The sequence below is a fragment of the Acinetobacter sp. Ac8 genome (genome assembly GCF_055392545.1).
In genome coordinates this window covers 202,075-227,285 of the sequence record NZ_AP043689.1, presented here as the reverse complement: position 1 = coordinate 227,285, position 25,211 = coordinate 202,075, and the positions used below count along the sequence as shown (strand labels likewise).

Genomic DNA, 25,211 nt, shown 5'->3' with positions numbered 1-25,211 from the left:
TTAATATAAAACTAGACTAATTCTATTAGTCTAGTTTTGATTTCTTTCGCTGTTGCAGTTAAATCGATTGTTTGAAATTCTAAAGAATACCCTTGAATCTTCACTTTATCTGCAATTTCTTCTCCAACACTTGGATGAAGTAACATCCCTCTTTGAAATGCTCTGCATCCATTTTCTTCTTGTGACCTTAGATAAGCATAGATTTGGTAGATATAACTATTCCTGTATTTTTCTCCACCAAAACGATTACGTACTAAAATTTTATTGAATTTAGTGTCAATAATTGTCGCATGTTCTGTTTGCTTATTCTTTAAAATAATATCAGCTTCCATCTGAGGCATGATATCTGATGTAATTGAATCTAACTCAAATTTCCACTGTAGCTTTTTATTATGGCTAACGCTCCACAAATTAGCTGTTAAGTTATTCAAATAAAAGCCGTAAACGGCTTTCTCAAATAATTTTCTTAACCATTCTTCACTCATTTCAGCCAAATCTTGTAAGAGGTAATTTCCTTTATGCATCGCTGGAATTTGCAGTTCATTCAAGAGTTGGCAGGTTTCTACAAGTACTTTTTCAGAATAATCGAAATGGCCAAACCTATCAGCATGTATATCATAAGTTTGCTTAGATTCATCTTTTACTCCTAATCCTTGAAGGATACTGATATTCTGAAGAAGTCTTCCTTTAAATTGATCTATTCCTTTTAAAAAGAGAGCATTTTTAAAAGTCATAAGTACATATTGATATCTAGGTATATTCAAAGTAAGTTCATCAAAAGAGCAATTGACTTTCCCTGTCTGCATTAACATTTTACTTTCTGTTGTCAAAAAATTAATACTTCCTCGAATTCGAGTTAAGTTTTCATTCTTGTTAACATAATTACAAGATAATCCCTTAGAAATGTTCTTTTCAAATTGCTCACACAATAACTCTAATACAAGGGTATATAAATCTTCTGGGTTGTCTTCAACATCTAAGAATTTATCTTCAGAAGCCGTATAGACTTCTGAAGCATAAAGAATCAATAACCAGATATTTCTTATCGGTATCCCATACTTAGTAATATAATAATAATGGATATCTAGCATGCTACCTAAATGTCCTTTAATATATTACATTGCGTATCAACAAGAAGAGCATTATCTGGCCAATAATCTAATAATAAAGGTTTTATTTGTGAATCCACTACATCATTGAGCCATTCTTGAATCCCTAGAGATGATTGCATTGGTGTAAAGAAACTGTGACCTATACAAAATGGTTTACCTAACCGAGGATCATCCTCAATCACCCTATTTAAGTGCTCAATATTCATACGTAGCTTTTGAAGCTCTTCTAAAGCCATACCTTCAATACTATCTGCAACTACTTTCATCCAAACATCATTAAAAGTAGGTTCTAATTCTTCAAATGCAAAACGTCGACGAAATGCTAAATCCAACTTAGCTAATGAACGATCTGCTATGTTCATCGTACCCAATACATAAACATTATCAGGTATGTAGATTTTTTCATTTTTATCTTTCTTATAAATCAACTCAAGTGAATGCTGATGAGCTCTTTTTGAATTTTCTATGAGTGTTAGCATTTCACCAAATATCTGAGAAGGATTTCCTCTGTTAATTTCCTCAATCAAAATAACAAATTTTTGTGAAGGGTTATGACGCGCTCGATTAATCAACTCAAGAAATGGACCATCAACAAGTTGTAATTTCCCTTCAGAATTGGGTCTCCATCCTCGGATAAAATCTTCGTATGAAGTGGTTGGGTGAAATTGGACATGAATAAAATTTTCCTTATTACTACCTGCAATATATTCAGCTAGTTGCTGTGCTATCCATGTTTTACCAGTACCTGTCGCCCCCTGAAAAATAACGTTCTTTTTTGACTCAATTCTACGAACAATCTGATCGAGTCTTTCTTCCCTTATAAAACATTGATTGGCAATAATACCCTTTAAAGATATTTTAGGATCTTCAGCAATTAATGCTTCTGTAGCATTTTCATCTTCTTCTAGAAGGTTAGGATCATACGCTTTAATACTTAACTCTGGAAAACTTTTTACAATAGAATTATCTTTTTCAAAAATTATTTTGAGTGTAGTAATTATTTCTAAATAATTTTTCCCATTTATCGTTTTCTTAAAACCACTATATGGAATTTTAACTTTTAACTCTTCTTCAATGAACTTACGCGAACTGCCATCTAGACTTACATAATCCCATGGACGTATCCAGAATAAGGCCATCGTAATATTCCAACCGATTCCTTTTTGCCTCAATAGGTTGTCATATGAATCTATAAACTCCTGTTTTGCTTGAGCAGTATCTTCACCATCTGCAAATGAAATTGATAACTCAAAGAAATCCCATAAATTCTGTATATCATTAGGTTGTTGAAATTCTTCAAAAGAAAAGAACCAAGATTTCATATTATTTAAAAGCGGAATCCCATCAAAATCAGCTGGTAATTCTGATTCTAAAGACAAGGCTTTTGCTAAATCAGCAGCAATCGCCTGTCTATTAGGAATAGTCATTTGCCTATTAATCATTCCTATTACAGTGAATGGGCAAATATCATTAAGTTCTTTATTAAGTAAATAAGATAAATTTTGTTTTTCCGCAATAATCTTAATTTTCGCTACCAACGCCGCTCTGTTCTGCTTATATGCTAGTAATTGATTGGATAAATCAACTAAAAATGGCGCCCACGTAATTTCTTTCTTAATAATGTCGCCAAAACGATTCTTCCAATATGGTTCATTTTTAAAGAAATTGAAATTTTGAGATTGATTTTCAAAAGTAAAATGAATAAGTTCTTTAGCATAGGTAGATTCATACTTTACTTCCCATAAGGTTGTTCTATTTGTATAGAAATACCACTCTCTGGGTTTCTTAAAAACCTCCCAATCTACATCTACAAAATGACCATCATGGCGATTTGCTGTTATTGTTCCAACGGCTTTTATCGCCATTACTGAAACGAAATTACTTCTACTATCAAATGGCAATCCATTTTTACGAACATAAGATGACTTGATAGCTATCTTATCTCCAACTTTCATTGAATTAACTTTGTCTATTAACTCATTTTCATAGCCGTTTTCCCAAACCCCTTGACTAATAAATCGTTCAAATTGATCTTCGTTGCGATCAAACGTTGCCCCTACAAACCAATATGTTAAAGTTGATTTATCAAATCGATCTTCAATACCATTCAAAGTCATTTTATTACTACTAATTATATTAAATTTGATGAATTATATATCTATATGAATCGGAAGTTACGCTCTTTAGAACTTAAGTAGCAGCCTATATTTGAATTTTCTATTTTTTGTAGCAAAATCGAAATTTTAATGATACTACTCCCATATAACAAATACCCTTTCTCTTACATATACGCCAATTAAGCCTACCTTATACGACCAATTTTTATCTTCATTACTCTCTAAATACAAGCAATTCTCAAAAATAAAATCACATCGTGCTGTTCAAAACACAAAAGAGGTCCCCCACATCAATTTAAATACAGACACTGATATATCTAAATTCCCCAAACTTAATGCAGACAAAACCCTTTTCAACCCACACATTTGACTAAAAGTGCCTGCACTATTATCCTTTGCCTGCTGACCTACATTGTCAGTCGGTTTTAGCAGACCGTAGATCCAGCACGATATATGGAATGATTCTTGTATGTCGTGGAACCCTCGTGTTCCCCCTTTGCGGTAGAACGGGAGGGGGACGCCTTGTGCGTGCTGGTTCCTTGGATCCCGGTCTGCTAACCCCCTTTCGTTCTGCCTCCATTATTTAGCAGTAATTTGGTAGAACTTCTTATAATTCCAAGGAGTCAACCATGACTAAGCATTTTTTACTTTTATTCTTTTCTCTAAAGCCATGTTGGGAACCTCCCTGTTTCTGGCAAAAATCATAGATTTCATTTCAGCTTAAATTGATCTAAAGACTTATAGGTACTTTGGACTGCCTACACGTGTCTTTAATTCGATCACTTTGCTGAATTCAGCTATTTCAAAATAATCAAAACAATAAATGGGAGAGAATCATGAAAACTCTAACTTCAATTTTAATCATCAGTTGCTCACTACTGACACTAGGTTGCGCCAGCAAGTCAGAGCGAGAATTTATCAGCGGTTGCCAATCCACAGGCATGGAACGTAGTGCATGCAAATGTGCCTACAAAAAACTCGAAAGCAAATATGGAGAAGAAGGTTTAAAGAACAACCTATACACACTGAGCCAGACTGAATCATTTCAATACGACTTGATGCAAAGTGGCCTGCAATGCATGAGGGAGTAAGCCATGAGAGCCATTGCAGGAATCATTTGTGTGATTGTGATCATCTGTTTTCTCGGCCTACCGTTTATTGGCTTGATGATCTTTTTTGGACTGTTCTACCTACTTCTTAAATTTGCGCTTGGGGAAAATAAATGAATACATCAATTAAGTCTTGGCTAATCAGAGCTTACTTTATTATCGGGTTGCTGTTTGCCATCTATCAAAACTTTTGGGGCCAACAAAGCTATAAATCATTTGCCTATCACTTAGGTCAAGGCATCGTTTGGCCTGCGGTGATGTTTCCCTCAGTCGGAAAATTCATTGGGGGAATACTTATTTTATTGATCATTGGCGGAATGGTTTTATTCCGTTCTAAATAAATGACCAATGGCTACATTAAATAAAATATTAAAAGGATAATTATATGAAAAATCATCAACAAACAATCTTCAATGTCATCATCGTGATTGCCCTTGCTGGGATTGCCTATCTTTTACTTATTCAATCTAAGCAAAACAAACAGGACAATAATATACAAGCAAATATTAATCCTGACCAATTACAAGTCTCTCAATTTGAAGCAGATCAACAAACTAGTCCAGATGCTAATCTTTCTATTCCAACTACTGAATTGCAACGGTCGAAAACGTCTAATACACGATCAGATTCTAAGTCAATCCCAGTCGTTGAGAGTTGTGGTGCTAACGAATACAGTGTGGATTGTTATGACAATTCTGTCCCACGTTTAAACTTTATGTACAGTATGAATTCGGATAAGCCTACCTTGATTGAATCTATAAGTTTAGCTAAACCCATTGGATATCCAGATATGCTGATTAATGAAGTTAAAATAACGACTAAAGATGGTCATTCATGTGAAGTAGATACATGGAGTCTAGATGGTGAAACCTTAACTGATATGGGACTAAATGTTTCACTGATGCCCTGTCCAGAAAAACAGGTCAAACATGTTGATATAAAAGTTAATGGAAATTTTTACCGATTCGTTTAGAGAAAAACCGACTTGTAAATTATACAAATCGGTTTCTATTTATCTAACACCTCAACTATAAGTTTTGTACTGTGCTGAAATCATAGAACTTGTCAAACCGATTGGCGCTACTGATATGCTGATCGGTTTCTTTCGCTATAAAACATGATGACTCATCACTTAATAGCATTTGATAAAACTTCACTGAACCTCAGCACAGTAAAACTAATAATAGATCTATATAAAAACTCTTTGTTTCAACCTATAACATTGTTTAATGCTTTTCAGCTTATCTAAACTTGATCGCTAACTTGTACGCTAACTTGAGCGGTAACATGATCGCTTAGAATTGCATCTAGTCATATTTCTATAGTGCGACCAAACCCTCTATTACCCATAACCCTATAGTTGAAATAAAAAACAATCCTTTATCTCGTCTCAGTTGGCATCACAACATCCGCAGACTGACACACTTCTTGCCACTTTATTTTAAAATCACCAATCGCTTTTTTTCGGGTTAAAGGTATCTGATAAATCGGTACACCCTTTGCATCGTCAATCATGGCTTTTAATAATAACTGTTCTTTATTGGTCAGTGCTTCAGGATTAAAATCAACATCATCCAGCGACAAACCATTTTGACGTAACTGCATTAACATTTCGGAGGTCTGTTCGAGTAACTGACATTCTTTAGGAGCTTCAGCATGTGCGACAGAAACCAATAATAATAAAATACTGAATCGTTTCATTCTCAATTGTTCTAGTTTTTACTTAACTTAGTTATACGATATTTGAGCTCTTTTTTGAAGCAAATAGATACATATCCACTCAACTAAAAAGACAATTGACTATTTCAATTCAAACTTTCTTGAATTAGTATCAAGTGAAAAGAACTTCTAGCACGATTCAAAGGAGGTGAAATACAAAATAAAAATCATATAGATGTAACGTTCTCTTAAGATAATCATGATGCGGTACTTATTAGCGATTCAAACAAGTTAAAAGCATAAAACTGCTATTCGGGAGTGACAATGAATAACAGCGCCAATTATGTAAGACAAGTCAAAAATGCTAAACGTGGTGGATACACCCCAACTATTGCCAAAGATGTAAATAAGCATAAAATTCAGAAAGCTATCCAATTGATTGAGCAATGGAGAAAACTCGCAAACGAATTGAAACCCCAAATGCAAATAGATATGGCAATCACCCTAGAAGAATGCGCACAAGATCTGGATCATATTTTAAGGAGAAAATAAGTCTATATTTCAAAACTGATAAAGATTTATTGATTTAACCCCAAATACTCAAGGCTTACCCCTCCGTAAGCCTTTTTAGTCGGAAGATTAAAGCGATTATTAATCGTTACTCTAGTTGTCATTACTCTAATTGCCGTTACTCTAATTGCCGTTACTCTAGCTATCTTTGCTATTTTGTCTGTCTACAAATTAAAAGCGATAAAATCCTTTCTCTCTAAAAATCTAAGCATTCATAGCACACGGCATTATCAGCTTCTAAACAAGACCCGATCGCTAAGACTATAAATATTAAAGATTATTCAATTGTTTATTTTTTGGCTTGCAATCTTATAAATATTCTGTAAAATTCTCGCCACGTTGCCGGCATAGCTCAGTTGGTAGAGCAACTGACTTGTAATCAGTAGGTCCACAGTTCGAATCCGTGTGCCGGCACCATTTTTACTTAGCCTCGCTTTTTTAGTGAGGCTTTGTTGTTTCTGGCTTAGAGATTTTCTTATAATTTTTTGATCTACTTGCTATCACAAATAATGAAAATTATGTTTTGACTGCGCTGAGCTGTATATATCTAACGATTCCCTCTTCAAATAACCTTTGACAAAGTTTTGCGGTCATTTGTATTTTGATTTGATCTAGCCCTCCACGCTCTGTTTTCACTCGTGTCGTAATATATTGACTAAAGCCAGCCAATACTGCTGTAGATAGATCTTCAAGCGCGATTTGCTCAAGACCATGCTGTTGCAGGGCATGATTGATTTGAGTCGTGGTCATCAGTGATTTTAAATCGACATCAGCGGCTTTAAGTAGCCATTTGTATTTCATTTTTTGTTTTGAATTCAAAACTGTGTCTGAAAGCATTAACGCATGAAAACCCAAACGACCTTTTGAATTTAAAATTGGGACGACTGAATTTAAAAATAAATTTAAATCACTGTGGTAAGCCGCATCAATACACAACACCACATCAAAAGGTTGCGTCAATAAAAGCGCATTTAAATTTAAAAAAGATTGGCAGTGAATCGCCTTAATCTGCGGGAGTCGTTTTTGAATTTTATCGACACACTGTTGTTGTAACTCAACCGCTTCTAAGTCTTGAATTTGGTAGTGTTCTAACCAGTATTTTAAACTGGCACCTTGACCACAGCCTAAGTCTAGTACCCGATCATGTGGTGTAAGCTGTACCGCTTGTGCAAGTCGTTCAGCAAGTTGCTGACAGGCTTGAGGGTAAGAGGATGTAGTCTCATCCCAATACCCTAAGTTGGTCCAAGCACACTCAGCATCATCTCCTAACATTTTTGCATCGATTGCATATTTATGTTTTGGAAGTTTTTGCTGAATCACTTGAAGCCATTTCATTTTAAATCATTCACTTATTCAGTTATGAATTCATTAAACTTTATATGAATTCACTGGGCTTTAATAGCCAAGTTGCGGAGCCACCTCAACTTTAGGTTTTAATCCAACAAATGGCAATGGTGCACCAAAAATTTCTGCGATATGCATTGCAGAAGTTACCGCAGATTCAAGAATTGGCAAACCATCACATGACCATGAGCCACAATAGAATACTTTGCGGTTGGCGACTTTATGACGCGCTTGCAACTCAATATTCAATGCTACTGTTTCAGAATCCACCACAGCACGAGTTAAAGTCACGGTAGAAATAACTTTCTTCGGATCGATACTGGTCACAGGACGCCATGTTTGGAACACTGGAGATTTACCCACCAGACTTGGTTCAATCGAGTTCAGCCAAACTGTGAATTGTTGTTTGGTAAATTTACGGTCCATCATATAGCTCAACACAGCCCAATCTTTACGATTTGGCGGCATCACAGATGCATCGGTATGCATAACCAATTCGCCTTGCTCAAACTTAAATTTTTGCAATAAAGCGATATCGTCAGCAAATTGTTGTTTATTTAAAAATTTTTCTAATTTATTGGTCGGTGTTGCAACCACTACACGGTCAAATTGAAATTGCTCACCTTGTGCATTTTCAACCAGAACAGCATTACCCTGTTCCTCAACTTTGGTGATTTCAGAACCGCTATGAATATCAATACCTTCAATCAATTTATCGACAAAAGCAGGTGTTCCACCATGTAAACGCAATAAAGCATCACCATCGGTTAATTGCTTTAAAAAGATTAAGAGCGGTTTTGCAGGCCATTCACCAATAGTTTTAGGGTCACAGGTGCAAATGGTATAAAGCACAGGCATTACTGCACCGTGCCAAAATACCTCTTCAATGTCATTGTGATTGATAAAATCAGCAAGGGTAATGTCTTGATTTTTAGATTTAAAAAATTGAGAAATGGCGGTTTTAAGCTGCAACATCCCTTTGACTAAACGCCAACCATATTGCTTAATCCCTTTACGGTTATTGATAATGGGGAAATTACCAATACGGGTACGTGATGTGGTCAACCAAGTTTCTGTTTTATCTTCAAATAACCAACTGCATGCCATAAAGGTACGCACTGGAAAGGTTTTTATGCCAAGGTGTGTTGCAAGGCTCAGTGTATTTTTCCATAAATGCTGATTCATCACGCGCAAAGGTGCATCAATCAAACCACCTTCAAACTCAATGCTGTGACTATCCATACCACGACCAGGTAATGCTTCGAAGATGGTAATGTTATGACCTGCATCTTTAAGAATTCTTGCGGTGGCCAGGCCAGCCATACCACTACCAATCACTGCAATATCCAAAGTTATTATCCGTGCGTAACCATTTTTTTTATTATGAGCTATAGCCGATTAAATCGCGGTATTAAAAAGTTCCAGTTTTAACTTTTTTTGTTGGAAATTTTTTAGGAAAAATCTCCATTCCTCGGTGTTTATTTAATTTTAGTGGTTTTAGACCAAGCTCTTGTGCGACACCCTGCTTATACTTGATTGATATTTATATATATAAAAAAAATACTGTTAAAAACATACAGATAATTTAACTATTTATTAAAAAAACATTTACAAATGCCAATTTATTAATTATTATTTACAGCATAAAAACGATAAATAATTCACATTTACAATAAAAACAAATAATTATGACAACACACACAATAAAAGAAACTACAGCATAAAAAGGATCTCTATAGTGTGGAATAGAGATCCTTTTTTTTACTTTGAATTTGCTTTTTAAGCAGATCAATTGCACCACTTGTAAAATGACGGCATACAAAAAATACTCAAAAAACGGATATAAATTAACCAAATGAAATATATTGTGCTTTACTTCACATTTTTAATTAATTATGATGCGCGAATAACAAAACAACCCAATCAAAACAAGACATAATCATCTAAAGAAAAAAACTACAGCGTAAGAGAGCTTCTGTTCGATAAGAGCAAAGCTCTTTTCTTTTTTTAAATTTTTGACCTTTTGGTGCTAAAAATTTTAAATATAAAAAAAGCGGATTTTACAATCCGCTTTTTGACTTCTCTCAATATTTCACATGCCTAAGTGTGTAGGCTAGGTCTCCGTTATACACAAATACCTTTCATCAACATTAACTAAGCTTCCGCTACAATTTCACCAAATTTGCCATTGTTGAAGTCGTTAAACGCTTGCACGATTTCTTCTTTGCTATTCATCACAAATGGACCATAGCCTTGAATTGGCTCATTCAGTGGCTTACCTGTAAGGACCAAAAACTTAGCATCTTGCACCGCTTCAAGTTGAATTGCTGCATCGCCATCTTTTTCAAACATGACAATCGAGCTATCAAGTACCTTTTGTGTACCATTGAGTAGCATTTCACCTTCGAGTACAACCACCAAAGTATTGTGGTCAACTGGCACATGAATAATTTGCTCATGACCTGCTTTAAGCTGACCATCCCAAACATTGACTGGGCTAAAGGTTGAAGCAGCACCTTGTTGTTCAGCATATTTCCCTGCAACCACACGTAAGTGGCCTGCATCATCATCAAAATGAATCACAGGAATATCTTGCGCAGAAATTGCTTGATACTTTGGTTGGGTCATTTTATCTGCCGCAGGTAAATTCACCCAAAGCTGAACCATTTCAAAGATTCCACCTTTTTCAGTGAATTCATGTGAATGGAATTCTTCATGAACCAAGCCTGCGCCCGCAGTCATCCATTGCACATCACCTGTTTTAATGGTTCCACCGCCACCATGGGAGTCTTTATGAGTAACTTCACCTTGATAGGCGAGTGTCACTGTTTCAAAACCACGATGTGGATGTGAACCTACACCGTGCTGTTCATGGCTAGGTGCAAAGGTATAAGGCGCTGCATAATCCAATAATAAAAAAGGACTAATCGCTTGACCTAAACGATCATAAGAAAACAAGTTTTTTACAGGAAAACCATCACCGACCCAATGCATATTTTGATTGCGGTATACACCAATAATTCTTTTCATCTCAATACTCCTATCTCTAGGCTTTAATATGAATCCATTTTAGGTTTTTTAAAGTGATCAATACAGCAATCTACCAATACGCTGAATCCCAAATATAGGATATTCAATAGCGATGGGACAGCGTATTTTTTAATCAATCATCTTATTTATGAGATTATTAATCTCAGTTTATAGGCTTAATTATCATGATTAAGCCACGTAACATGAAATCCATGCAAAATAATTTGTTTTGCATTTAAGCACAATTTAAATTTTAGTGACTTCAAGGATATAAAAAATGGGAAAACCTTACGTTCGTTTAAACAAAGATGATGCTGCGGTATTGTTAGTCGATCATCAAACTGGATTACTTTCTTTAGTCCGCGACATTGACCCAGATAAGTTTAAAAACAATGTTTTGGCGCTGGCTGCGGCGGCTCAATATTTTAACCTTCCCACCATTCTGACCACCAGTTTTGAAGATGGCCCCAATGGTCCACTGGTCCCTGAGTTAAAAGCGCTTTTTCCAGATGCGCCGTATATCGCTCGCCCTGGTCAAATCAACGCTTGGGACAATGAAGACTTTGTCAAAGCAGTAAAAGCAACAGGTAAAAAACAACTGATTATTGCGGGTGTTGTCACCGAGGTTTGTGTTGCCTTTCCTGCACTTTCTGCCCTTGAAGAAGATTTTGAGGTCTTTGTGATCACCGATGCTTCAGGAACATTTAACCCGCTGACACGTGACTCGGCTTGGGACCGTATGAGCAATGCAGGTGCACAATTAATGACTTGGTTTGGTGCCTCATGTGAGCTACATCGCGATTGGCGTAATGATATTGAAGGTTTAGGTACGCTATTTGGTAACCATATCCCTGACTATCGTAATCTGATCAACAGCTACACACAAAACACTTCTCAAAAATAAGACAATTGTTGTCGCGAGGAATGTAAGTCTTTGCATTCCTCGCTTTTGTTTCTGCATTTTATGTGTACAAATTTTAAAATATTTTCCTATTAATGATACTATTTTATCATCAACACACCTGAGATGAAGCTGTGCACTCTTTTGATGACTACTATTATTTCTATCTGGTGGTAAAACATGGTGGATTTAGTGCTGCGAGTGAAGCCAGTAATATCACCAAGTCTAAACTGAGCCGACGTATTCTGGATTTAGAAGCCAAATTTAATGTGACTCTGATTCAACGCTCGACACGGCATTTTAAAGTCACACCACTAGGACAAGAATTCTTTGAGGAATGTGCAAAGATTATTGAACAGGCAGATAATGCTCAGAATGTCTTATTAAAACAAGAAATTGAATTACAGGGACTAATTAAAATTAGTTGCCCACCGGTGATGATGGAACATCAAATTCGACCGATTCTAAATCAGTTTTTAAAAAAATATCCCAAAGTTCGGGTTGAATTAGCACTCACCAGTCGACGTATCGATGTGCTGCATGATGATATTGATTTGGCCATTCGTACTAACTTTTCAAGCAATGAAGACTCCAGCATTATCGTTAGAGATGTGATTAAAACCACGCACTGTTTAGTGATTAGTCCTGAACTTTTAGGCGATCGTGAAATTCAACATGTCACAGAACTTTGTGAATTTCCAACCATTGTATTAGGTACAGATAAACAGCACTATCATTGGCATTTACATCATATTCAGCAACGAGAAGAAATTGATATTCCGTTACAGCCTCGGGTCAAAAGTAATGACTTAATGGGTGCGTATTATGCGGTACTCGATGGCTTAGGCATTGCTGATCTTCCCTATTTAACGGTAGAACGAGACATTGCTTCAGGGCGTTTAATCCATCTGTTACCAGAGTGGTGTTCCAATATCGGTGTTGTACAGTTGGTTTACGCATCACGCAAAGGTCAACGCTTAGTCATGGAAAAATTAATTGAAGATTTAGTTGAAGGTATTCGTGCCTATGCACCTAAACACGATGGTTATATTTTATAAAGCCAAGCGAACAATAAAAAAACCAGAAGCTAAACTTCTGGTTTTTCAATTCTAATCCTAAGCAATGATTAGATTTTACCGATCAGATCAATTGAAGGTGCAAGTGTTGCATCGCCTTCTTTCCATTTTGCTGGACATACTTCGCCTGGGTGTGCATGTACATATTGTGCTGCTTTCACTTTACGCAGTAATTCTTGTGCATCACGTCCAATGCCACCGGCATTGATTTCAATAATTTGAATTTTACCTTCAGGATCAATTACGAAAGTGCCACGATCTGCAAGGCCTTCAGCTTCAATCAACACTTCAAAGTTTTTTGCCAAAGCCCATGTTGGATCACCCACCATTGGATATTGGATCTTTTTGATTTCATCTGAGTTGTCATGCCATGCTTTATGGGTAAAGTGTGTATCGGTAGAAACTGAATAAATTTCTACACCCATTTTTTGGAATTCAGCATAGTTGTCTGCTAGATCGCCTAACTCTGTTGGGCAAACAAAAGTAAAGTCAGCAGGATAGAAAAATACCACAGACCATTTACCCAAGAAGTCTTTTTCAGACACTTCGATAAATTCACCGTTTTTATATGCAGTTGCGTTAAATGCTTTAACTTCAGTATTGATCAAACTCATTTGGTCTTCCTTCAATAGGTTTCAGGGATTGCTTATCTGTGAAATCACTATACGAAAAATTATTAAATCGGTAAAACTGGAGTTTTTAATAAAAATAATCGGTTTTATAGATTTATTTTTCCAATCTGTTGGCTTGGTTTAATCGAAAATATTATTTCAAACTTTGCTTGACCTTTCACCGTTTACTCTATAGATTTTCTTTTTGAGTGGACTTTAAAAAATGACGTTCTCAATTCTTTTGGAGCAATTCCAAAACCTTCCTTTTGGTACAGACGCTTTTAAACAACTGAAAATAAACTGTGAATCTCAAATTGCTCATTCTGAGTCTGATTTTGAGAAAACGGCAATTTTTATGATTTATGGTTTTGCCAAAAACTATGTTTTACTCTATGAAGATCAAGCCATTACTGCTGAATTTGCGGCAAAAGCAAAAAACCAATTGCTAGGCTATATGCAGCAACTGGACACAGCAATTCAGACTCAAGATCGTGCAACCATTCTTAATCACTTAGATCAAGTCACAACGCACTATATGCAAAGCTCACGAATTTTTTAATCATAGCATCCATGATTTAACAAGCTTGGTTATTCAGCCTTGTTGTTGCTGATATACGCTTTCTAAACTGCACCAAGCCGCATGTGCCAATGCTGCTTGGTAAACTTTTGGCGTGGCTTTCACTTTACCTGACAACCATGCCCGACAATAACTTTCTGTCGATCCAACCATAAATGACAATAATAATTCATGGGGAATGTTCTTGATCACCCCATAATCGGGTTGCTGTTTCATCCAAGCCAATAAGTGCTGATTACGTAAATGATTCTGCTGTTTTAGCTGATCCCGTTGAGTACTTTTAGAAATACTAAAATTGGCAGTATATAAAAATCTGGCGAAATCAGGATAATCCATCACCCAGTCTATATAACTTGCTGTCATCACTTGGATACCCTGCTGTAGACTTTGTGCAGACAATAATGCTTGATCACGGCGTTCTGCTTGGTCTTCTATGGCTAAAATATACAGGGCGGCCACTAAACCTTCTTTATTTTTAAAATGGTGATAAATCGCTCCCACACTGGTTTGCGCACGTTCACGGATCATTTCTATTGTTGTTGTTTCAATCCCATATTCTAAAAAACAGGCTAATGCTTCCGTTAAAATCACACGTTTTAATTCTGCACGACGTCCACTATAACGACGTTCCAACAAACTTTGATTATTCATGTACAGCCTTTGATTTTATTTAAGCATTTTCTATATGACATTTTACGCGATTCAAATCGTCTGTCGAGCCAATAACAGAATTTAATTCTGTATTAGAATAATATTCTGCAAAATAAATAATATTCTGTAAACTAAATAAGGAATACAACAATGAGCCAAACCCTAAAACTGTGGAACAGATTTAAAAATAAGCCTGCTGGCAAATGGACATTTTCAAAATTATTATGCTTAAAAGCGCCTTATTTCAGCAGTATTTCACCTGTTTTTGAACGACTCGAAACGAATTATGCTGAAATTAAAATTAAAAAACACCGTGCTGTACTCAATCATATTGGTACAGTCCATGCAATTGCCATGTGCAATATGGCTGAACTGGCTGGTGGAACCATGACCGACGTAACTGTGCCTTCCACGCATCGTTGGATTCCCAAAGGGATGACAGTTGAATATCTAAAGAAGGCTGAAACTGATTTAATTGCGATTGCCACACCTGTTAAAAGCAATTTTCAGTGGAATCAAGGTAGTGATTATTTGGTTAATGTGGAGGTTAAAGACACACAAAATAATCTGGTGTTTAAAGCTGTGATTACCATGTGGGTTTCTGCGAAAAAGTGATTGTCTAAAACCAAATCATGAGATTCATAAAAAAACCCTTTGTTTTCACAAAGGGTTTTGATAAAGCTTGACCGTTTTTATCAATTAAAACGGTAAGTCATCATCCAAATCCGCAGGGGCAGCAGTAGGTGCTGATGGTGCAGCTGCAGGTTTAGGCGATTGAAAACCTTGGTTTACATTGTTTCCGCCATTGCCATAGCCACCTTGTGGATTGGCATTGCCGTAACCACCACCTTGATTACCTTGATTCGCATAACCGCCACCGCCTTGGTTGTTGTTAAAACCACCTTGCTGGTTGTTATTGAAACGTGGTTGGTTATAACCACCATTGTCAGCAGCAGCGCCTTCACCTTGTTGACGGTTGTTATCAAGCATCTGCATTTGTTCGCCACGAATTTCAGTGGTATAGCGCTCTTGACCATTTTGATCCGTCCACTGACGGGTACGTAAAGAACCTTCAATATAAACTTTTGAGCCTTTACGTAAATACTGCTGTGCAATCTCACCTAAACGGTTGTGCAATACAATACGATGCCATTCCGTTTGTTCTTTTCTTTCACCGGAATTTTTGTCTGTCCAAGATTCACTTGTCGCAATTGAAAATTGAGTGAGAGAACCCCCATTTGGGAAAGTTTTAGTCTCAGGATCACGACCTAAAGTACCAACTAAAATAACTTTATTTACACCACGCATTAGATGTTATCTTCCTATTCGATTCTATGTTTTACTTTATAAGAGTTATGTTTAAATGGCTACCTCTTTCCCAAACAACTGCGTTAAATGTTGTCGCGCAGCATCATCAATTTGCTGTTTATCAACCTTTATATACGCAACTTGCTGGTCAGACATAACCACAACTTCCTCAATACCACGAATTGACAACAACTGAGAAGTCCAATTATCGGTTTGTTTATCCTCAGGCAATCGTAATACGATTGATGTTAAATATCGTGGTTGAGCTAGCCCAAAACTAATGAGCAACCAAAGTATAGCAATAGCTGATAAGACACTCCAACCCATTGTTGTATTATTGAGCAAAATTAATTGCCCACCAAGTGTCCCACCAAAAAAAGCCCCTAAAAATTGAGCACTTGCATTAACACCCATCGCTGTTGCTTTGGATTGAATCGGTGCTGCTTTAGACAACCATGAAGGGAGTAAAGCTTCCATGACATTAAAGGCAATAAAGAACAATCCAAGGCCTAACAACAAGATATATTTGGATTCATAACCAAAAATCAGAACGACTAATCCCGCGATAATTCCTGCAATTGCCGTTAGAAAAATGCTGCGCATTTTACGGTATTTTTCAGCCAGAATAATGCTCGGAAATGCAAAAAACAGACTGATAACTAACAAAGGCAAGTAAACAATGCCATGTTGCGCCAAAGGGATCCCAGCAAAATTGATCAATTGAGAAGGCACATAAACAAACATTGCAGTAAGCAATAAGTGCAGCGCAAAAACTGAAACATGCAGACGATTCAAATCGCCCATTTTTAAGACTTGTTTGAGCTGATGCAGATAACCTTGTTTAAAGTTTTTATGGTGACGGGTGGTTTTAGGCACCATAAACAACATGAGGATTGCCAATAATCCCATGATTGTTGTTACCCAGAATAGTCCTGAAATCCCCACCAAACTGGTGAGCCAAGGCCCTAAACTAAAAGCCACAACAAAAGACAATCCGATACTCATGCCCATCACAGCCATAGCTTTGGTTCGATTCTCTTCACGGGTGACATCCGCCAACAAAGCCATAACAACCGCAGATACAGCGCCAGCGCCAGCAATCGCACGACCAATAATGACCCCATAAATGGTTTCAGACATTGCCGCAACAGCACCACCCAAAGCAAATAGCAGTAAGCCAAAAACAATCAAAGGTTTACGGCTAAAACGATCTGCCCATAAGCTAAAAGGAATTTGCAGAAGTGCTTGGCTGAGGCCATAGACCCCGACCGCTAAACCGATCAAAGCAGGTGTGGCATACTGATAAGACTGACCAACCACCGCAAACACAGGGATAATCATGAACAACCCCAACATGCGTAAAGCAAAAATACTACTTAATGCAAAGGTCGAGCGGCGTTCTAAAGGATTCATCATATCTACTGGCTTATCAAAACTGGCGAGCTAATTATCAAACACATCATCGCATATTGTGGCAACTTTGTGGAAACATTGAGCATAAAAAAGAGCACTGTTAAAGTGCTCTTGTATTGTAATCTCTTTTCTTAAAAAAGGATTAACTCTGTTGTTCAATTCGCTTGTTATATTGAATCGATGCAATGACTGCCCAAACAATAAAGGCAACACCAATCAAACCCGTTACCACCTCAGGTACATGCAAACCTGTACCACTTGCAATCATGATAAATGCCAAAGCACCAATGGCATAATGCGCACCATGCTCAAGGTAGATATAGGCATCAAGTGTACCTTTATCGACCAAGTAGATTGTCATTGAACGAACAAACATCGCACCAATGGCCAAACCAAGCATAATAATGACAACATCAGAAGTAATCGCAAACGCACCGATCACGCCGTCAAAACTAAACGATGCATCTAAGACTTCTAGGTAAATAAAGCCACCAATACCCGCTTTGATCACACCTGTAGGTGCACCATTGGCATCATGACCCACAGCATTGCCGTCTTCATCCACTTCTGGCTCGCCACCCAGTAAATGACTGAGTACTTGTACACCGATATAAATCACGATGCCCCAAATACCTGCCATTGTGACCAGAAGGCGTTTCGCTTCATCTACATTTGCAGCCATAATCAGCAATGCCACTAAAGCAAGGAATACCGACATTGCTGGCACATTGGCTAAGTTGGCTAAACGCTTTTCAATCCATTTAAACCAATGGGTATCTTTGCCTTCATCCAAGAAAAAGTTTAAAAATACCAATAACAGGAATGAACCACCAAAAGCGGCAATTTCAGCATGATGTGCCAATAATTTTTCTGAGTATTGAATTGGATCATTTAATGCCATTTTCACAACATCAAACATGCCCATATCCGCTGTGACTGCAACAATCACAACAGGAAATACCAGTCGCATACCAAACACAGCAATCAAAATACCAACGGTTAAAAAGATCATTTTCCAGAAATGATCCCAATTACGCAGTACAGATGCATTTACAACAGCATTGTCAAAAGATAGAGACACTTCCATAACAGCAAGAATTGCCGTAATAGTCAGTGCAGAGAGCATGGCTTGCACGCCTGCATTTGGACCATGGGTAAAGCCCCAATATGCAGAGATTGCCAAACACACGATCGTAAAAAATATTGAGAAACCAAAATGTTTCATCATGGGAATTCGACCTACGGAGAATAGTTTTTGAATCAGAAAACTGAAATAAAAATCGCGTTTTTAATGCGCACATTATGACGACTTTTTCACATTTATCCAAAGTTCTTTGTCATATTTTTATGCAAATACAGCCGAATTTTCTGCATTCAAATACCTAAAGCAATTTAGAGTTGTTATAGTCTTGCAAACTGAAATCATTTTATAACTTGAATCATTGCATAGGAAAATGACATGTCTTTTTCTCAAGACGTATGGCAACGTAATCTTGCTTTATATAACAAAACTTTAGCGCTTCCATTTAACCAAGAACTTGCGACAGGCTCATTAAACAAGGAAGCTTTTTGTCATTATGTGATTCAGGATGCGCATTATCTGGTGGCTTATGGTCGTGCATTGGCTGTCTGTGGTGCAAAAGCATTTGATGCTGACGATATCATCCAATTTACCCAAGGTGCGAAAGAAGCGATTGTGGTTGAACGTAGCCTACACGATGGATTTATGAAAGATTTTGGGATTAGCAAAGCTGACTTTGAGAATACCCCGCTTACCCTTGCCTGCCATCACTACACTGCTTTTTTAACTGCGACGGCTTGGTCTGAAAGCTATCCTGTGGTTTTGGCTTCGTTACTGCCTTGCTTCTGGATTTATGCAGAAGTTGGAAAAGATATTGTGAGTAAATCTATTGCCAATAATCCATATCAAGCATGGATCGATACCTATTCAGGTGAAGAGTTTAACGAAGCAGTTAAAAATGTTTTAGCGACGATTGACCGTATTGCAGAACATTGCGATGCAGATACTCTTGAGAAAATGCATAAGGCTTATACCAAAGGCGCTGAATTAGAGTGGTTGTTCTGGGATAGCGCTTATCATCAAAGACAGTGGTTGGGCTTAGATCAGTAATACAATTTTATTGAAAATTACCAATGTATATAAAGATGAATAATTAAGCTACTTCATGTATTACATCTACAACTATCCCTCATAAAACTGAGGGATAGTCTCAATAAAAAAGAGTGCCAAAGCACTCTTTACTCGTAACAGAATATATCAAAACGCTATTTTAAATTAATCTGATAAATTGCTGTACTGCCACTGACTTCATTGCCCACAATCAACATAGGCTTTGCATTTGGTGAATCTTTGGCAGAGACAAACGTCAGTCCTTCAGGACCTAAATCACTTTTCTCAATCAGAATCTGCTTGCCATCCTTGTTTAAGATCGGCTGACCTTTAGCATCTTTATAAACCTGATCCTGTTTAAAGGTACGATTATTAAAATACTGTATAAACACAGGCTTTTGTGGATTGCTAATGTCGTATACCATTATCCCACTTTGGCGCTCTAAGCCGATAAAGGCAAAGGTTTTTTCACCAATCGTACCCAGCGCTAAACCTTCAGGCTCAGGTCCTTTATTGTCACTTCGGTCATCAAAAGCCGCCGCTTCATGATCACTATTAAAGTAATTTGGAAATAGCTCAGCAACTTTACGCTCAAATTCACTGCCTGAATCCCAAACTAATTTGCCTTGTGCATCCCATATACTGAAAGAACGCGCGCCATAGCTATAAAGTTTGCTATAGGTCAATAATCCATTGGCATCCAATTTTGGTGAGCCATCCGTGTTGGTTTGATAACCCATATTCCAAGCAATGTTTAAACGTCCAAGTTGTGTATCATCACGGCACATGCCTGGATCAGTCGCTGTTGCCCCACAATAAGCAAAAACCGTTGCATCTAGTTTGGCACCTTTTACACCTGCGGCAAGATTGGTCAAATGAGCAGGATAATCGCCTTTATTATTGAAACCTTTGACGTTGAATAAATGCTTCATTCGAATTGCTTCTGCAAAACCTTTACTTTGATCTCCAACATAATATGCAGTTGAGTCCTTCAACCATTCACGTGAATCACCTTCATTGGCGGTGACCAAATAACTTGCCCCATTGGCTTGATAATGGGCAATTGAATCAGGTTGATACATCCCCACCAAACCCGGCCAAGTTTGGATATTAATTTTTCCATCTTTATCACTGACATCTAGCGCATTATTGGCAAGCCCATGATCTTTATAACCTAATGGAAAAATATCAGTCACTTTTTTAGCAATGATATCAATTTTGGCAATGGCATTATTTTCTTGTAAGGTCGCCCAAGCAGTTTTCCCATCATTGCTGATGGTGATGTACTCAGGTTCTAGATCCTGAGCCACTGTCGCTTTAGGACCAAAAATGCGTACACCCGCTTTAATCAAATCGGCTTTTTTATCATTAAACGCTTTAAAATCGGCAAGGTTGGCGGTTGGTCGTTGAATATTGCTGATATCAATAATACTGATTGAACCTTCAGGATCGATACTATAGTCATCATTGGGTTCAGCCTCATTTGCCACCAAAACAGTTTTACCATCGGGGCTAAATGTCAGCATATCAGGTAAAGCACCAACTTCGACTGTACTGATCAATTTCAAATCTTTGGCATTAAAAAAAGCCACAATACCCTTATCTGTTTTTTGTTTGGCTTGAACAGCAAGTGCCACAATGCCATTTTTAATCGCAACTGAATTTACTTCTGAATCAGCTAAAGCTTCACGGGCCGAAAGCTCACCAATATGCACAGGCATTTCGGGTTTAGACACATCTAACACATCTACTAAACCCTTTTTAGCATTGACCACAAATACCCGTTTTGTTGTTGCATCATATGCGGGAATCTCTGCTGCACTTTCAGCAAAAATACCCGTTTCATAACGTCCCAATAAGCTTAAATTAATGCTTTCAGGTGTGGTTTCTTCAACCGTTGGCGCTGTTGTTTTATTATCATCATTACACGCCACTAAACCAACAGAAAGCATTGCTAAACACAATGCTGAAACTTTTATGTTCATAAACAGCCCATTTTTTGTTTAATTTGGCTTAATGTATTCATCATGGGTGTAAGTTCCATGACAAGCAGATTACAGTTTTATGGCAATTTCTTGAACATTCAATTGGGTATCGCGCCTGATTCAATATAAAGCAACGATTTCATACAGATTTAGTCAGATGATTGTTTTAAAATATTCACAAAATGGGATTATTTAAGTTCTATGACGACTACGCCATCGCACAGTAAACTCCAACCTAAATTCTATTTATTGGTTTTTTTAGTTTCGATCGGCTTTTTCATGCAAGGCTTAGATACCACGATTATCAATACCGCTTTGCCTGCTATGGCAGAAAGCCTGCAAGAAAATCCATTAAAAATGCATGGCATCGTGATTAGCTATGTCTTGGCAGTTGCTGCGTGTATTCCTTTAAGCGGTTGGCTGGCAGATCGCTTTGGGGTACGAAATATTTTCTTTGCAGCGATCGTAATTTTTACCGCTGCCTCATTGGGCTGTGCACTGTCCAATGACTTCAATCTGCTTATTGTATTTCGAGTTATTCAAGGTATTGGTGGCGCATTACTGGTTCCAGTCGGGCGACTCGCTATGTTAAAAATCATCCCTCGTGAGCAGTTTCTTTCTGCAATGAGTTTGATGAGCTTGGCGGGATTACTCGGTCCATTAATGGGCCCGATCTTAGGCGGTTGGTTGGTTGAATATGCCTCTTGGCACTGGATTTTTTTGATTAATTTACCCATCGGTATTTTAGGCACTTTTGTCACCTTTAAAGCCATGCCCAATGTGGCTGAAGCATCGGTAAAATCCTTTGATTTCAGTGGCTTTATCCTATTGGCAATCGCAATGGTGGGCATGGCATTAGGGATTGAAAATATTGCCAGCAATGAAATCTCCAGAAACCTGAGCTTAGGCTTACTTTTCGCTGGGATAATCTCAGCATTGGTCTATGCCTATCATGCCCATACCCATACCCATAAAAATGCATTGTTTCGTAGTCGACTGTTTAAAAATAAAATCTATACCATTGGTGTACTCGGTAATTTCTTTGCGCGCTTTGGTGGAAATGCGGTTCCTTTTATTTTGCCACTGATGCTTCAAGTCGCCTTTAAAATGGAACCTTTTATGACTGGGGTAATGATGACCCCGATTGTACTCGGTTCATTATTTTCTAAACCCATCATTCGCCCGATTTTACAACGTACTGGTTATCGTCCATTTCTACTGGTTAATACCTTATTGATCGGTGCATGTATTGCCAGTTTTGCCTTACATACAGCGGATACCCCAACATGGTTAGGTGTGGTGCATTTCTTTATTTTTGGCGTACTCAACTCATTACAGTTTGTGACCATGAATACCCTTACGCTTAAAGATCTCCCGCAACAGGATGCCAGTAGTGGGAATAGCTTTTTATCGATGATTATGATGTTATCAATGAGTATTGGGATCGCTTTGGCAGGTACTCTACTCAATGCATTTACAGGCTATTTTAGTGAAGCGCATATTACACAAGCATTTCACTATACCCTGATTTGCTTAGGTGCGATTAACATCATTACGGCGTTGATATTCTTTCAAATTCCCAAAGATGCGCAAATTTAAGTGTTGCAATTTTTATTCAGCCATCGTTTTTTAGAACCAAAGCACGTTAAACTGATCCATCTGGATATTTAGAAAAACCATGTCAAAATACGCTGCGAAAAAACACAAACAGCAAAAAATCACTCGCAATAGCTCAGTTTTAGCGATCGCACTTTTCTGCTGCGTCATACTCGGGACTTTGTTTTTTGTTCATAATAATGCTGCCTTGGCTGAAACCTATCCGATTAAAGGTTTCGATGTATCACATCATCAAGGTGATATTGATTGGAAAAAAATCTCCCCGCAGCACTATCAGTTTGTCTATCTCAAAGCCACTGAAGGTGGCGATTATCAAGATGATAAATTTCAGCAGTATTGGTTAGAAGCACGTGAACGTGGTCTACGTGTGGGGGCTTATCACTTCTTTCGTTTATGTCGTGATGGTGATATTCAAGCACAAAATTTTATCAAAACAGTGCCAAATAAAAGCAATGCCTTGCCCCCTGTGATGGACTTGGAATATGACAGCAGTTGCATAAACACCTATACCAAAGAACAATTAATCAAACACATCAAAAATATGCATGATCAATTGCAAAAGCATTATGGTAAACAACCGATTTTTTATACCTCTAAAATCTTTTACAACATGGTACTCACAGGTGAATTTAAAGATACACCGATTTGGATTCGTGAATATAAAGATAAGCCTGATTTAAAAGACCAACGTGCATGGACATTTTGGCAACAGAGCAACCAAGGCAAAATTCAAGGCATCGAGAAAAATGTCGATTTAAATGTATTTTATGGTGATGCAGAACAATGGCAGCAGTTTTTACAGAAAAATAAGTTGAATTAAGCGTAATCAAGATCATTCATGACATAAGCTGTCGCACATTCTTTACAAAATTCAAATTCATCAATAGAAACAAATCAAGATCGGTTAGAATAATCACACAGCGTTTCAACACTGTGTAATTCATGAGAAAAATCATCCATATTGACATGGATGCATTCTATGCATCTGTAGAGCTACTCGACCGTCCTGAATTAAAGCATCTGCCTGTGGTGATTTCCTCACATCATCCTCGGGCTGTGATTGCTGCTGCATCCTACCCAGCGCGTCAGTTTGGATTACGCTCTGCCATGTCGATGTCTCAGGCAAAAAAACTCTGCCCTCAAGTCTATGTGATTGAACCGAATTTTGAAAAGTATCGTGACGTTTCTGTAAAGATTCATGAGATTTTTCAGAAATACACTGCGCTTATCGAACCTTTATCTTTAGATGAAGCTTATTTAGATGTCACTGAAAATTTACAAAATATTCCCAGTGCCACTGAAGTGGCGGAACGAATTCGAGCTGATATTTTTCAACAAACAGGGCTTACGGCTTCAGCAGGTGTGGCACCGAATAAATTTCTTGCCAAAATTGCCTCGGATTGGAATAAACCCAATGGCATTTGCATCATTAAACCGACCCAAGTTCAACATTTTATCCATGATTTACCCCTGAAAAAAATTCCTGGTGTCGGTAAAGTCACTCAGGAAAAACTGAAAAGCTTAAACTTAGAGACTTTGGGGGATTTGCAAAAAATTGAAGAAAATATACTGATCCATCATTTTGGCAAATATGGTAGACAATTGTTTTTATATGCCCAAGGTATTGATGATCGCCCAGTACAAGCCGAACGACAACGTCAGCAAATTTCCAAAGAAACCACATTTGATGATGATCTCAGCCTTGAACAGTGTTCAATCTATTGGGACAATTTAATTGAACGTGTTTGGCTCAGTTTAGAAAAAAAACACATGCAGGCTCGCGGTGTCACCGTTAAGTTAAAACTCAAGAATTTTCAAGTTTTACAGCACAGTAAAAGTTTTAAAACAGCACTTCAATCACAACAAGAAATGGTTCAGGTCATTCAAATATTATTAAGCGAAATGCAAATTCCTGAGCATTTCCAATTTCGTTTAATCGGGGTGGGTTTGTATCAACTGACAGATCAGCAAGATGAAGCACAGTTGTCATTATGGTAAAC

At 37.5% G+C, this 25,211-nt stretch carries 25 protein-coding genes and 1 tRNA gene; 14 read left to right on the top strand and 12 right to left on the bottom strand.

What is annotated here, in order from left to right; all coding sequences use genetic code 11:
• Positions 1-11: 11 nt before the first annotated feature.
• Complete coding sequence (locus tag ACZ5QH_RS01050) at positions 12-1,091, bottom strand: 5-methylcytosine restriction system specificity protein McrC (protein ID WP_303576940.1); 1,080 nt, start codon at positions 1,089-1,091, stop codon at positions 12-14.
• A 5-nt stretch (positions 1,092-1,096) separates the two neighbouring features.
• Complete coding sequence (locus ACZ5QH_RS01045) at positions 1,097-3,229, bottom strand: McrB family protein (protein WP_303576941.1); 2,133 nt, start codon at positions 3,227-3,229, stop codon at positions 1,097-1,099.
• A gap of 836 nt (positions 3,230-4,065) precedes the next feature.
• On the opposite strand from ACZ5QH_RS01045, the gene ACZ5QH_RS01040 reads away from it, so the two are divergent.
• From ACZ5QH_RS01040 to ACZ5QH_RS01025, 4 genes are read left to right on the top strand one after another with little or no spacing between them, the layout of a single operon-like run.
• The gene (locus ACZ5QH_RS01040) at positions 4,066-4,320 is read left to right on the top strand and encodes a hypothetical protein (RefSeq protein WP_270383047.1); all 255 of its coding nucleotides are present in this window, start codon (positions 4,066-4,068) and stop codon (positions 4,318-4,320) included.
• A 3-nt stretch (positions 4,321-4,323) separates the two neighbouring features.
• Positions 4,324-4,455: a hypothetical protein gene (locus tag ACZ5QH_RS01035; protein ID WP_303576942.1), complete on the top strand. Its 132-nt coding sequence runs from the start codon at positions 4,324-4,326 to the stop codon at positions 4,453-4,455.
• Positions 4,452-4,679, top strand: a complete 228-nt coding sequence (locus ACZ5QH_RS01030) for a hypothetical protein (RefSeq protein WP_262781984.1) — start codon at positions 4,452-4,454, stop codon at positions 4,677-4,679. The genes ACZ5QH_RS01035 and ACZ5QH_RS01030 overlap by 4 nt, the downstream gene beginning before the upstream one ends.
• 44 nt (positions 4,680-4,723) lie before the next feature.
• Positions 4,724-5,311: a hypothetical protein gene (locus tag ACZ5QH_RS01025; protein ID WP_303576943.1), complete on the top strand. Its 588-nt coding sequence runs from the start codon at positions 4,724-4,726 to the stop codon at positions 5,309-5,311.
• A gap of 407 nt (positions 5,312-5,718) precedes the next feature.
• Here the strand turns inward: ACZ5QH_RS01025 and ACZ5QH_RS01020 are convergent, their stop codons facing one another.
• A complete protein-coding gene (locus ACZ5QH_RS01020) occupies positions 5,719-6,039 on the bottom strand; it encodes a hypothetical protein (protein WP_303576944.1) in 321 nt (106 codons plus the stop codon).
• A gap of 282 nt (positions 6,040-6,321) precedes the next feature.
• Here ACZ5QH_RS01020 and ACZ5QH_RS01015 point away from each other — a divergent pair, with 282 nt between their 5' ends.
• Together ACZ5QH_RS01015 and ACZ5QH_RS01010 are read left to right on the top strand one after the other, a co-directional pair.
• The gene (locus ACZ5QH_RS01015; RefSeq protein WP_004718547.1) at positions 6,322-6,549 is read left to right on the top strand and encodes a hypothetical protein; all 228 of its coding nucleotides are present in this window, start codon (positions 6,322-6,324) and stop codon (positions 6,547-6,549) included.
• 359 nt (positions 6,550-6,908) lie between these two features.
• Positions 6,909-6,984, top strand: a tRNA-Thr gene (locus ACZ5QH_RS01010).
• A 99-nt stretch (positions 6,985-7,083) separates the two neighbouring features.
• Here ACZ5QH_RS01010 and ACZ5QH_RS01005 read toward each other — a convergent pair.
• The 3 genes from ACZ5QH_RS01005 to ACZ5QH_RS00995 form a co-directional block, all read right to left on the bottom strand.
• Entirely contained in the window at positions 7,084-7,902 is an 819-nt protein-coding gene (locus ACZ5QH_RS01005) for an SAM-dependent methyltransferase (protein WP_303576945.1), read from the bottom strand.
• A 60-nt stretch (positions 7,903-7,962) separates the two neighbouring features.
• Positions 7,963-9,261 (bottom strand): FAD-dependent oxidoreductase, encoded by a 1,299-nt coding sequence (locus tag ACZ5QH_RS01000; RefSeq protein ID WP_303576946.1) that lies wholly within the window; start codon positions 9,259-9,261, stop codon positions 7,963-7,965.
• A gap of 804 nt (positions 9,262-10,065) precedes the next feature.
• Complete coding sequence (locus ACZ5QH_RS00995; RefSeq protein ID WP_004718553.1) at positions 10,066-10,941, bottom strand: pirin family protein; 876 nt, start codon at positions 10,939-10,941, stop codon at positions 10,066-10,068.
• A gap of 277 nt (positions 10,942-11,218) precedes the next feature.
• Here ACZ5QH_RS00995 and ycaC point away from each other — a divergent pair, with 277 nt between their 5' ends.
• Positions 11,219-11,845 (top strand): isochorismate family cysteine hydrolase YcaC, encoded by a 627-nt coding sequence (gene ycaC, locus ACZ5QH_RS00990; protein WP_004818434.1) that lies wholly within the window; start codon positions 11,219-11,221, stop codon positions 11,843-11,845.
• Between the two features lie 131 nt (positions 11,846-11,976).
• Positions 11,977-12,900: a LysR substrate-binding domain-containing protein gene (locus ACZ5QH_RS00985; protein ID WP_034611312.1), complete on the top strand. Its 924-nt coding sequence runs from the start codon at positions 11,977-11,979 to the stop codon at positions 12,898-12,900.
• Between the two features lie 68 nt (positions 12,901-12,968).
• Here the strand turns inward: ACZ5QH_RS00985 and ahpC are convergent, their stop codons facing one another.
• A complete protein-coding gene (gene ahpC / locus ACZ5QH_RS00980) occupies positions 12,969-13,532 on the bottom strand; it encodes an alkyl hydroperoxide reductase subunit C (protein WP_004718560.1) in 564 nt (187 codons plus the stop codon).
• A gap of 220 nt (positions 13,533-13,752) precedes the next feature.
• Between ahpC and ACZ5QH_RS00975 the strand changes: the two genes are divergently transcribed.
• Complete coding sequence (locus ACZ5QH_RS00975) at positions 13,753-14,088, top strand: hypothetical protein (protein WP_262087067.1); 336 nt, start codon at positions 13,753-13,755, stop codon at positions 14,086-14,088.
• A gap of 33 nt (positions 14,089-14,121) precedes the next feature.
• On the opposite strand, the gene ACZ5QH_RS00970 is transcribed toward ACZ5QH_RS00975, so the two are convergent.
• Positions 14,122-14,757, bottom strand: coding sequence for a TetR/AcrR family transcriptional regulator (locus ACZ5QH_RS00970; RefSeq protein WP_034611308.1), 636 nt, complete (start codon positions 14,755-14,757; stop codon positions 14,122-14,124).
• 150 nt (positions 14,758-14,907) lie between these two features.
• On the opposite strand from ACZ5QH_RS00970, the gene ACZ5QH_RS00965 reads away from it, so the two are divergent.
• On the top strand, positions 14,908-15,372 hold the full coding sequence (locus tag ACZ5QH_RS00965; RefSeq protein ID WP_303576948.1) for a hotdog fold domain-containing protein: 465 nt from the start codon (positions 14,908-14,910) through the stop codon (positions 15,370-15,372).
• Positions 15,373-15,456: 84 nt separating this feature from the next.
• Here ACZ5QH_RS00965 and ssb read toward each other — a convergent pair whose 3' ends face one another.
• From ssb to ACZ5QH_RS00950, 3 genes are all read right to left on the bottom strand, one after another.
• Positions 15,457-16,065, bottom strand: a complete 609-nt coding sequence (gene ssb, locus ACZ5QH_RS00960) for a single-stranded DNA-binding protein (protein ID WP_004718569.1) — start codon at positions 16,063-16,065, stop codon at positions 15,457-15,459.
• A 51-nt stretch (positions 16,066-16,116) separates the two neighbouring features.
• Positions 16,117-17,481 (bottom strand): MFS transporter, encoded by a 1,365-nt coding sequence (locus ACZ5QH_RS00955; RefSeq protein ID WP_016539108.1) that lies wholly within the window; start codon positions 17,479-17,481, stop codon positions 16,117-16,119.
• Positions 17,482-17,620: 139 nt separating this feature from the next.
• Positions 17,621-18,703, bottom strand: a complete 1,083-nt coding sequence (locus ACZ5QH_RS00950; protein ID WP_303577001.1) for a DUF475 domain-containing protein — start codon at positions 18,701-18,703, stop codon at positions 17,621-17,623.
• 234 nt (positions 18,704-18,937) lie between these two features.
• On the opposite strand from ACZ5QH_RS00950, the gene tenA reads away from it, so the two are divergent.
• The gene (tenA, locus tag ACZ5QH_RS00945) at positions 18,938-19,609 is read left to right on the top strand and encodes a thiaminase II (RefSeq protein ID WP_004818427.1); all 672 of its coding nucleotides are present in this window, start codon (positions 18,938-18,940) and stop codon (positions 19,607-19,609) included.
• A 155-nt stretch (positions 19,610-19,764) separates the two neighbouring features.
• Here tenA and ACZ5QH_RS00940 read toward each other — a convergent pair whose 3' ends face one another.
• A complete protein-coding gene (locus tag ACZ5QH_RS00940; protein WP_303576949.1) occupies positions 19,765-21,594 on the bottom strand; it encodes a choice-of-anchor I family protein in 1,830 nt (609 codons plus the stop codon).
• A gap of 201 nt (positions 21,595-21,795) precedes the next feature.
• On the opposite strand from ACZ5QH_RS00940, the gene mdtD reads away from it, so the two are divergent.
• The 3 genes from mdtD (at position 21,796) to dinB (ending at position 25,209) form a co-directional block, all read left to right on the top strand.
• On the top strand, positions 21,796-23,193 hold the full coding sequence (mdtD, locus tag ACZ5QH_RS00935; protein ID WP_303576950.1) for a multidrug transporter subunit MdtD: 1,398 nt from the start codon (positions 21,796-21,798) through the stop codon (positions 23,191-23,193).
• A 79-nt stretch (positions 23,194-23,272) separates the two neighbouring features.
• Positions 23,273-24,031, top strand: coding sequence for a glycoside hydrolase family 25 protein (locus tag ACZ5QH_RS00930; protein ID WP_303576951.1), 759 nt, complete (start codon positions 23,273-23,275; stop codon positions 24,029-24,031).
• A gap of 122 nt (positions 24,032-24,153) precedes the next feature.
• The gene (dinB, locus tag ACZ5QH_RS00925) at positions 24,154-25,209 is read left to right on the top strand and encodes a DNA polymerase IV (protein WP_034611297.1); all 1,056 of its coding nucleotides are present in this window, start codon (positions 24,154-24,156) and stop codon (positions 25,207-25,209) included.
• Positions 25,210-25,211: the final 2 nt, after the last annotated feature.